Genomic DNA, 12349 nt, shown 5'->3' on the forward strand with positions numbered 1-12349 from the left:
TTATCGGGTTAAATGTAAGAAACCTGTTTTCTCCCTGCCATTATTTCCGTCCTTATATCTCAGGATATAGAAATATGTTCCTTCTGGCAACGGATCTGAACTGCTGATTGTCACACGTCCGGCGGAGTATCCGCGGAAGGCTTTATCAAGGTTGTTGTAATCCTTGGTTTCATACACCAGGACACCCCAACGGTTGTAGATCTCAATCGAGATATCTGAGTAACAGGTCAGTCCGTCGATCTGCAGGTGTTCGAAGTCGTAACCTGTTGCACCCGGCATACCGCCAATATACACCAAGTTGTTCACGACTACCGTACACGGAGCTACCGGTAGCGGCGTTACGGTTGGGTTGTCAAGGTTGTTATCTGAGCCGTCGGATACGTCAGACACTTCCTCACCATTCGGTCCGATACCTCTGACGCTCGCCTGGTTGACAACCTGGCCGAGTTCGATGTCGGCTTCCGTCAGTATGTAGCTGCCTGTAACCTGAACCGATTCACCCGGCAACAATGTGCCGATAGAAACGGTGCTCTGAATACCCGACGTAGTTGAATCGAAGTCAACAGGTACGGTTGTATCGGTCAGCTCTACGCTTACCAATGTGGTATCACCCGTGTTGGTCACCGTAAACACATAGCTGATAGTTTCTCCAGGCTCTGCATAACTGTTACCATTTTCATCCATGAACGTTCCCTGTTTCACTACCGCAATACTGTTCGTCTGCGTCAGCACCGTGATCGTACAGTTGTCGTCACCGTTGGTCGCGTCGCCGTCGTCAGACAGATCGCTAATTACCGCACCACCAATCGCTGCCACACCGCTAACCGATGCACAGTTGATGACGTTGCCTGCGATCAGGTCTTCGTCGGTTACGTTATAGGACGGCACCGTGAACGTCGCTGTTTGGCCTGGCTCAAGCGTGCTTGGCGAGATCGTCTGGTTGGTGATGCCCAACAAGTCGTCGGTCAGGGTCAGCGTATTCACTGTTACGTTTCCGCTGTTGGTCAGCGTGAACGTGTAGTCGATGTGACCGTTTGCACCATCCGCTACGAACACGGCTGTCTTGATAAGGGTAAGGTCACCCTGTGGCAACAGCGCCACGCAGGTCGGATCGCTGGTACCGATACCGTCGTTGTCGGATACGTCACCCACATCGTCGCTACCTACTACACTCGCCGAGTTACAAATGCTGCCGGAGTTGATCATCGCCTGGGTGATGTCCATATCGAGTGAGAAGTTATACGTAACGCCCGGAGCCAGCGATGCAGTAATGTCTGCACCGTTAATCGCGAGTAATGCATCGTACAATTTCAGGTTCTCAACCGTTGTGTTTCCAGTATTGGTGATTGCAAACGTCCACGTGATGTGCTCGCCTGCTTCGTAGATACCGTCGCCGTCTTCGTCGACTTTAGCACCGGTCTTGATTACTACGATATCACGTACCTGTTGCAGCGGTGTGATGGTTGGATCGCTTTCACCCGTTCCGTCATTATCTGAAATGTCGGTCACTGGAGTTCCACCAGTATCACCTGAAACAGTAGCCGAGTTGACAATCTGGCCAGCATCGATATTTGCTTGGGTGATCGCGTAGTTGTATTCCGCAAGACCCACCTGACCAGGAGCCAATGATGATGGTGTTACGACAAGTCCAACCACGCCGATGGTAGCGTCATTAATCACAAGGTTATCTACTGCGACATCACCGGTATTGGTCACGACGAATGAGTAGTGAACGGTTTCACCTGCATTCGGTACACCGTCGGCATTGCCATCGTTTACAAAGACACCTGCCTTGATCAACTCAAGTGCTGGCTCTGGCGTGTTGCCCACCGTGATAGTTACTGTCGCAGTGGACGTGTCGCCGTCTGCATCAATAATCGTATACGTGAAGCTGTCACCACCGAAGTAGCCTGTATTCGGCGTATACGTAATCGTATCATCGGTCGGATCGGTAGGTGTTCCGTTGTTGTTCAGCGTAGCCGAGCCGTTTGCAGGCTGTGTGGCTACGATGATCGTACCAACATTCGGACCGTCACCACCGAACGTATCGTTCGCGAGTACGTTGATCGCTACTGCAGTATCCTCTGTCGTAGACGCCGTGTCATCGGTTGCTACCGGTTGGTCGTCAACTGGTGTGACTACGATGAATACCGTTGCAGTTGACGAGTCGCCGTCCGCATCCGTGATGGTATACGTGAAGCTATCGTTACCGTTGTAGTTCGGGTTCGGCGTATACGTGAACGTATCATCCGTCGGATCATCCGGCGTACCACCATCGTTCAGTGCCACTGTTCCGTTTGTCGGAGACGATGCAAGGACAATAGCTCCTACTACCGGACCATCACCACCAAACGTATCGTTCGCCAATACTGGGATCAGTATCGCCACATCTTCGTTGGTCGTTACGTTGTCATTAGTAGCAACCGGCACATCATCCACACATGTCACAGAAACTGTAACAGTTGCGGTAGAAACATCACCGTCTGCGTCTGCAATCGTATACGTGAAGGTATCTGTTCCACAGAAGTTGGCAGCCGGCGTATACGTTATCGTATCATCAGCCGGATTCGTCGGTGTTCCGTTTTCGTTCACCACAACCACACCGTTAGCCGGAGGTGTCGCAATTACAATAGCGGTTGCCGAAGGTCCGTCGCCACCGAAGCTGTCGTTCGTCAGAACCGTTACGGTTACCGGAGTATCCTCGTCTGTAGTAGCCGTGTCTGCCACCGCACTTGGGAATTCATCCTCGCAGGTCACATTGACTGTAACAGTAGCTGTCGACGACTGTCCATCCGCATCAAGTATCGTGTACGTGAAGGTATCGGCCGCACCGCAGAAGTTCGCAGCCGGCGTATACGTAATCGTGTCGTCGGTCGGATTGTTCGGCGTGTTGTTGTCGTTCAATACTGCTGTACCGTTCGAAGGCTGTGTCGCCACGATGATGGTTCCAACATTCGGACCGTCACCACCGAAGGTATCGTTCGCCAACACATTGATCGAAATCGCCGTGTCTTCAGGTGTCGTTACCGTATCGTCTACTGCTGTCGGCTGCTCGCCTACGCAGTTCACAGTGACGTTAACCGTAGCGGTAGCTGTATCGCCATTGCTGTCAGCGATGGTGTATGTAAATACATCCAATCCACAGTAATTAGCATTTGGCGTATAAAGGATCGCGTCATCCGTTGGATCGTTTGGTGTGCCCGCGTCATTCACAGCGGCGGTACCATTCAACGGTTGCGTAGCCACCACGATTGGTGTTGCAGACGGACCGTCTCCACCGAAGTCATCATTCGGCAATACACTGATCGTAATCGCCGTATCCTCGTCTGTTGTTACGAAGTCGCCATTTGCAATCGGGAACTCATTGATACAGTTCACCGTAACGGTTACTGTAGTCGTTGAAAGGTCACCATTGCTATCTGCAATCGTATACGTGAACTGATCATCACCACAGTAGTTCCCAGCCGGAGCATACGTGATCGTATCATCGGTTGGGTTGTTCGGCGTTCCATTATCATCCACGGTAGCGGTACCATTCGATGGGGCCGTAGCTATTACAATTGGTGTGGTAGATGGACCGTCGTTGCCGAAGCTATCGTTTACGAGTACGTTGATCACTTTTGGCGTATCCTCATCTGTTACAACAGTATCAGGCTGTGCACTTGGGAACTCGTTCACACAAATGATTGTTACGTTCACTGTAGCCGTTGCTGCGTCACCATCCGCATCCAGTATCGTATACGTGAAGCTGTCTGTACCACAGAAGTTTGCAGCCGGTGTATACGTGATCGCATCGTCAGTAGGATCGTTCGGCGTACCGTTGTCTTCGAGCACTGCAGCACCGTTGGCTGGTTGCGATGCGACGAAGATCGTACCGGTATTTGGACCGTCCGCACCGAACGAATCATTCGCCAACACATTCACTGTAACAGCTTCGTCTTCGTTGGTCTGAGCGTTATCGTTAACTGCAGTCGGTTGCGTGTCCGGAGCGGACTTACATCCAGAAGTTGCAGCCGGATAGTCTACCACAACCGAAACGGTCGGGTTCAACGAGAATACCATAGTAACCTGTGGTCGCGTCAGTTCGAAACCGTCAGCACCTTCTACCCACTCGGTACCGGTGTAGATCCAACCTGGCCAATCGATGGCGTTGTTAGAGCCGTCGACCACCGCACCTGGCCACAACAACTGTCCGCTTAGTGGCAGCCCTGTTTGTGTTGCCACGACGTTGTTCGCACTGTCAACCCACGTTACGGTCAGCGTGTTTGATGTGCTGAAGTTGTCTGGTGTCACGGTGTACGAAACGTATGGCGCGTTGTTCAAACAGAAACTATCTGCTACAACCGTCATCGTTGGTGTTACCACTGTTACGGTTACGACCGCAGTGTCACATACACCTGGATTCGCGATTTCGCAAATCTGGTACGTGAGAGTGTACGTTCCAGCCGGCGTGTTAGGCGCGATGGAAACATCACCATTTGCACTGATCGTCATATTACCGGTAGGATCCGCCACAGTCTCGGTGATGACAACAGTAGCCACTGTTGCACCTGCTCCGTCAAGCGTATCGTTACCCAATACATTCAGTACCGTAACCGCCTGGTTCACACCTGCAATTGGGCCAGCGGTATCATTGACCGCATCGATTGCCGTATCAGGAAGAACAGTAATCGTCACGGTAGCTGTCGAGACATCGCCGTTCGCATCCACAATGGTATACGTAAATGTATCCACACCATTGAAGTTCGCAGCAGGAGTATATACCATCGTATCATCTGCAGGGTTGGCTGGAGTACCGTTGGTATTCACCACCACAGATCCATTCGTTGGAAGCGTTGCCAGAATGATCGAACCGAAGTTCGGTCCGTCACCGCCGAAGGTATCGTTCGCCAATACGTCAATCGCAATCGCTGTATCCTCATTGGTCGTCACAGTGTCATCAGCTGCGATTGGGAGGTCATTGACCGGCACCACATTCGTGATGGTTACCGTAGCTGTAGACGTATCGCCGTTTGAGTCCGTGATCGTATACGTGAAGCTGTCAGGACCGTTGTAGTCGGCCGCTGGTGCATACGTAATTGTATCATCGGTCGGATCGTTCGGTGTGCCGTTGTCGTTGACAGTCGCCGTTCCGTGGAGCGGCTGTGTTGCCACCTGGATAGCGCCTGTTGAAGGACCGTCTCCACCAAACGTATCATTTGCCAATACGTTGATCACCACTGGCGTGTCCTCCTGCGTGCTCGTAGTGTCGTTAGACGCTACCGGCAGTTGGTTGGTTGCCGAGATCACAATCGTTACGATAGCCGTATCGAAATCACCATTGGCATCCGTAATCTGGTACGTAAAGACATCTGTACCTACGTAACCAGCGTTCGGCGTATACGTGATGGTATCATCCACTGGTGAAAGGGTTCCTTGTGTATTGACTACAGCCGTACCGTTTACAGCAGGAACCGTTACGATCACTGCTACGTTACCTGCGCCGTCACCGCCGAAACTGTCGTTCGCCAGGACGTTGATAACGATTCCAGCGTCTTGTGGAGTCGAGGCCGTATCGTCAACTGCATTCGGCACATCCGTTGTGTCAGATGTAATCACGATGTTGACGGTTGCAGTAGCCGTTTGTCCGTCGGCATCCGCGATGGTATACGTGAAGCTGTCATTTCCAAAGAAGTTCGCGTTCGGTGTATACGTGATCGTGTCGTCGGTCGGATCGTTTGGCGTGCCATTTTCGTTAACCGTAGCCGTACCATTAGTTGGCTGTGTTGCAACTACGATAGCAGTGGTTGAAGCACCGTCGCCACCGAAGTTATCGTTAGCCAGCACCGTAACGGTTACAGGTGTGTCTTCCAACGTTGTGGCTGCATCGTTCACCGCCACAGGTGCATCCGTAAGCGGGTTATCCGGTGTAACGGTGATGGTCACAGTTGCCGTAGATGATTGGCCGTCGGCATCCAGGATGGTGTAGGTAAAGCTATCCGGTCCGTTGTAGTTCGGATTCGGTGTATACACGATTGTATCATCCGTCGGGTTATTCGGCGTACCGCCATTGTTAACCGTCGCCGTACCGTTCGTTGGCTGTGTTGCCACGATGATCGGACCAGAGAATGGACCGTCGCCACCGAAGGCGTCATTCACCAATACAGAGATGGTTACGGACGTGTCTTCCGTTACCGTAGCCGTATCGTCAACTGCCACAGGCGCATCTGCTGTGTCGGCGTCTGGAACCACCGTGATAATTACGGTTGCGGTAGACGTTTGTCCGTCGGCATCCGCAATCTGGTACGTCAGGATATCGTTGCCGTGGAAGTTTGGATTCGGCGTATAATCGATGGTGTCATCCGTTGGATCGTTCGGCGTTCCACCGTCATTCACCACAGCCGTACCATTGGTAGGTGCCGTCAGGATTACGATTGGTCCGTTCGAAGGCCCGTCGCCGCCGAAGTCGTCGTTCACCAATACCTGGATATTGAGTGCGACATCTTCTGTTGTGCTGACCACATCGTTGTTGGCATCCGGTGTATCCAGAGTCGGATCGTTCGGTGTCACCGTGATGTTTACGGTAGCGGTAGATGTTTGTCCATCCGCATCCGCAATCGTATAGGTGAAGCTATCCGTACCGCTGAAATTCGCACCTGGCGTATACGTAATCGTATCGTCGGTTGGGTCATTCGGCGTACCGTTTACATTCACAACCGCCACACCGTTCGCAGGAGTAGTCGCGATTGCGATTGCACCTGTTGACGGACCGTCTCCACCGAAGTCATCGTTTACCAGCACGTTGATCGTGATTGGCGTCTCTTCATCGGTTGTAGCCGTATCATTAGCAGCCAATGGCGCGTCGGTTGTAGGAGCATCCGGAGTGATCGTAATGTTCACAGAAGCCGTAGCCGTATTACCGTTACCATCTTCAATTGTGTAATTGAAGGTATCGAAGCCATTGTAATTCGCGTCAGGTGTATACGTTATCGTATCATCCGTAGGATCATTTGGCGTGCCGTTCGTGTTCACTACAGCTGTTCCATGGGTCGGAGTAGACTGCAGTACGATGGCACCAACTGATGGTCCATCAAGACCGAATGTGTCATTCGCCAATACGCTTACAGTAATCGGCGTGTCCTCCAGTGTCGTCACGTTATCATTGATAGCAGACGGCGTATCGGCATTTGGATCGTTTGGCGTCACGGTGATGAAGACTGTTGCAGTAGACAGTTGTCCGTCTGCATCCTCGATCGAATACGTGAAGCTGTCAGGTCCGTTGTAACCGGCTGCCGGGATATACGTGATGAAGTCATCCGTTGGGTTAAACGGCGTTCCGTTAAGATTGACCGTAGCCACACCGTTTGATGGAACCGTTGTTACGAAGATTGCACCGTTCGATGGGCCATCGCCTCCGAAGTTATCGTTGGCCAACACCTGGATGTTCACGTTGTTGCCCTCCGTAACAGTAACAAAGTCATCTACCGCTGTCGGTGCATCGTTCGTCGGGTTGTCTGGCGTGACGGCAATGTTTACAGTCGCTGTAGACGTTTGTCCGTCTGCATCCGCGATTGTATACGTGAACGTATCCGCACCATTGAAGTTCGGAGCCGGTGTATACGTGATCGTATCATCGGTAGGATCGTTTGGCGTTCCACCATCATTCACCACAACGGTACCATTAGATGGAAGTGTCGCGATTACGATTGGTCCGTTGAACGGTCCGTCGCCGCCGAAGTCGTCGTTTGTCAACACATTGATTACGATAGCGGTGTCTTCTGGTGTCGATACGGTATCATCATTTGCATCCGGCGTATCCAGGGTTGGATTATCAGCGGTTACGTTGATTGTTACAGTAGCAGTCGACGTTTGACCGTCAGCATCTGTAATAGTATACGTGAAACTGTCGGTTCCGTTGAAGTCACTGTTCGGAATGTAGGTAATCGTATCGTCCGTAGGATCGTTTGGTGTTCCTTGGTTCAGAACCACTGCGATACCATTTGCAGGGACGGTCGCAATTGCGATCGCACCTGAAGCCGGACCATCACCACCAAACGAGTCATTCGTAAGGACATTGATGTTAATTTGCGTGTCTTCCGCCAACGTCACACTGTCATCCACTGCGTTCGGTGCATCGTTCAACGGATTATCTGCCGTTACATCGATGGTCACAGTCGCTGTAGCTGTTTGTCCGTCAGCATCTGCAATCGTGTACGTGAACGTATCGAATCCATTGAAATTCGGATTCGGCGTATACGTTATGGTATCATCGGTTGGGTCGTTTGGCGTACCATTATCATTAACAGTGGCCGTACCATTGACTGGCGCGGTGGCTATCACAATTGGTCCGTTCGAAGGTCCGTCACCACCGAAGTTATCGTTCACGAGGACGTTAATAGTAACGGCTGTATCCTCTGCAATGGTCACGGCATCGTTTCCAGCTGTTGGGAAGTCCGTAGTAGTCGGATCCGGATTCACCGTCACAGTTACCGTAGTGGTCGAAGTCTGTCCGTCGGCATCCGCGATGGTGTAAGTAAACGTATCGTTTCCATTGAAATTCGGATTCGGCGTATACGTGACGCTATCGTCAGTCGGATTATTTGGTGTGCCGTTGTTGTTGACAACCACTGTGCCGTTAGTAGGTTGTGTCACCTGGATCGCGCCTACACCTGGACCATCGCCGCCGAACGTATCGTTCACAAGCACTGGGATCAGTACAGCAACGTCTTCCGTAGTCGAAACGGTATCCGGCTGCGCTACTGGGAAGTCGGCATTTGGATCGTCCGGTGTTACCGTTACCGTAACGGTCGCCGTAGAGGTTTGTCCGTCCGCATCGCTAATCGTATACGTGAAGGTATCTACACCGTTGAAGTCCGTGTTTGGTGTGTACGTTACCGTATCATCCGTAGGGTCATTCGGTGTTCCGCCATCATTCACTACAACAGTTCCGTTGGCAGGCTGTGTTACCTGGATAGCACCCACACTTGGTCCGTCGCCACCGAACGTATCGTTGACGAGAACGTTGATCAGGATAGGAGTGTTCTCCTGAACAGTCACCACATCGTTGCTGGCGACTGGCGCATCCACAGTTGGATTATCCGCCGTTACCGTGATGGTTACCGTAGCTGTTGACGTTTGTCCGTCGGTATCAGCAATAGTATACGTGAATGTGTCAGTACCGTTAAAGTTTGCGTCAGGTGTATACGTGATGGTATCATCCGCTGAATTGAACGGCGTTCCATTCGTGTTCACAGTTGCCACCCCATTCGATGGTTGTGTAGCTACGACAATAGCACTTGGTGCTGCGCCGTCACCGCCGAAGTTATCATTGGTGAGAACCGATACGGTTACCGAAGTGTCCTCTGCTGTTGTAGCTGTGTCATCGACCGCTACTGGGGCGTCCTGAGTTGGGTTGTCTGGCGTCACTGTTACCGTTACAGTAGCGGTAGACGTTTGTCCGTCCGCATCCGCAATAGTATAGGTGAAGCTATCCACACCATTGAAGTTTGGATTCGGTGTATACGTAATGGTATCGTCAGTTGGGTTATTTGGTGTGCCGTTCGTATTTACGACAGCTGTACCATTCGCCGGGTTCGATGCCAATACAATTGGAGAGGACGAAGGTCCGTCACCACCGAAATTGTCATTCGCTGTTACGTTGATGACAACAGACGTGTCTTCAGCCACAGCCGCCACATCCGCAGAAGCCGTTGGCGTGTCGAATGTTGGGTTGTCTGGAATCACGGTCACAGTCACTGTCGCAGTAGCGGTTTGTCCGTCGCTGTCTGCAATAGTATACGTGAAGGTATCCACTCCGTTGAAGTTTGCGTTAGGCGTATACGTAACGGTATCATCCGTTGGATTAAACGGTGTTCCGTTCGTATTCACAGTCACGGTTCCATTCGCTCCCTGCGTTACAACAATTGGGCCGACACCTGGACCATCACCACCGAATGTATCATTGATCAATACATTGACGTTGACAGGTGTATCCTCATTGGTAACTGCGGTATCGTTCGCAGCGGATGGCTGGTCGATTGCTGGGTTATCCGGAATAACGGTTACAGTCACTGTGGCCGTCGAAGTATCGCCATTCGAATCACGGATGGTGTACTGGAATACATCAGTTCCATTGAAGTTCGGGTTCGGTACGTATATAATGGTGTCATCGGCCGGGTTGTTCGGCGTGCCATTGTTCTCTACAGCCGCCGTTCCATTCGCTGCAGGAGAAGTAATAGCAATCGCGCCCGTTGAAGGACCGTCACCTCCAAAGGTATCGTTGTTCAATACCGGAATACTTACACCAAAGCCCTCTCCTACTGTAGCCGTATCGTTGACAGCTACCGGTACGTCCGCTGTCGGAGCGTCCGGCGCTACGTTGATCGTCACTACAGCCGTATCGGTATCTCCGCTTCCGTCCGCTATCTGGTAGGTCAGCGTATCGGTGCCGTTGAAGTTCGCATTCGGGGTGTAGTCGATCGTATCATCGGTTGGATCGTTCGGTGTGCCGCCATCGTTCACTGTAGCTGTACCGTTTGCAGGGGCTACTGTGATAGTGATGGTTCCTGTGGATGGTCCGTCGCCACCGAAGTTATCGTTGCCAAGAACTACCAGGTTCTGAGGGGTATCCTCATTACCGGCGATGGTATCATCGTTCGCTACTGGTACATCCGCTGTTGGAGCGTCCGGCGCTACGTTAATGGTCACTACAGCCGTATCGGTATCGCCGTTAGCATCCGCTATCTGGTATGTCAGTGTATCGGTACCGTTGAAGTTCGCATTCGGGGTGTAGTCGATCGTATCATCGGTTGGATCGTTCGGTGTGCCGCCATCATTCACTGTAGCCGTTCCGTTTGCAGGGGCTACTGTGATAGTGATGGTTCCTGTCGATGGTCCGTCGCCACCGAAGTTATCGTTGCCAAGTACTACCAGGTTCTGAGGGGTATCCTCATTACCGGCGATGGTATCATCGTTCGCTACTGGTACATCCGCTGTCGGAGCGTCCGGAGCTACGTTAATGGTCACTACAGCCGTATCGGTATCGCCGTTAGCATCCGCTATCTGGTATGTCAGTGTATCGGTACCGTTGAAGTTCGCATTCGGGGTGTAGTCGATCGTATCATCGGTCGGATCGTTCGGTGTGCCGCCATCATTCACTGTAGCTGTACCGTTTGCAGGGGCTACTGTGATGGTAATCGTTCCTGTCGATGGTCCGTCGCCACCGAAGTTATCGTTGCCAAGTACTACCAGGTTCTGAGGGGTATCCTCATTACCGGCGATGGTATCATCGTTCGCTACTGGTACATCCGCTGTTGGAGCGTCCGGCGCTACGTTAATGGTCACTACAGCCGTATCGGTATCTCCGTTGGCATCCGCTATCTGGTATGTCAGTGTATCGGTGCCGTTGAAGTTCGCATTCGGGGTGTAATCGATCGTATCATCGGTCGGATCGTTCGGTGTGCCGCCATCATTCACTGTAGCTGTACCGTTTGCAGGGGCTACTGTGATGGTAATCGTTCCTGTCGAAGGTCCGTCGCCACCGAAGTTATCGTTGCCAAGAACTACCAGGTTCTGAGGGGTATCCTCATTACCGGCGATGGTATCATCGTTCGCTACTGGTACATCCGCTGTCGGAGCGTCCGGCGCTACGTTAATGGTCACTACAGCCGTATCGGTATCGCCGTTAGCATCCGCTATCTGATACGTCAGTGTATCGGTGCCGTTGAAGTTCGCATTCGGGGTGTAGTCGATCGTATCATCGGTCGGATCGTTCGGTGTGCCGCCATCATTCACTGTAGCTGTACCGTTTGCAGGGGCTACTGTGATGGTAATCGTTCCTGTCGAAGGTCCGTCGCCACCGAAGTTATCGTTGCCAAGTACTACCAGGTTCTGAGGGGTATCCTCATTACCGGCGATGGTATCATCGTTCGCTACTGGTACGTCCGCTGTCGGAGCGTCCGGCGCTACGTTAATGGTCACTACAGCCGTATCGGTATCGCCGTTAGCATCCGCTATCTGGTATGTCAGTGTATCGGTGCCGTTGAAGTTCGCATTCGGGGTGTAGTCGATCGTATCATCGGTTGGATCGTTCGGTGTGCCGCCATCATTCACTGTAGCTGTACCGTTTGCAGGGGCTACTGTGATAGTGATGGTTCCTGTCGATGGTCCGTCGCCACCGAAGTTATCGTTGCCAAGTACTACCAGGTTCTGAGGGGTATCCTCATTACCGGCGATGGTATCATCGTTCGCTACTGGTACATCCGCTGTCGGAGCGTCCGGAGCTACGTTAATGGTCACTACAGCCGTATCGGTATCGCCGTTAGCATCCGCTATCTGGTATGTCAGTGTATCGGTACCGTTGAAGTTCGCA

General features: G+C 52.1%; 1 protein-coding gene (running past one end of the window). It reads right to left on the reverse strand.

Going from position 1 to position 12349, the window contains the following annotated elements; genetic code table 11:
- Window positions 1-12349, reverse strand: partial view of an Ig-like domain-containing protein gene (locus MKO97_RS00100; protein ID WP_241104043.1) — the 3' end only. The gene runs 29882 nt beyond the window's last position; only the last 12349 of its 42231 coding nucleotides appear in the window; the start codon falls outside the window, past its right edge; the stop codon is at window positions 1-3.

It is taken from the genome of Flavobacterium sp. HJ-32-4 (assembly GCF_022532105.1).
Classification (GTDB): domain Bacteria; phylum Bacteroidota; class Bacteroidia; order Flavobacteriales; family Flavobacteriaceae; genus Flavobacterium.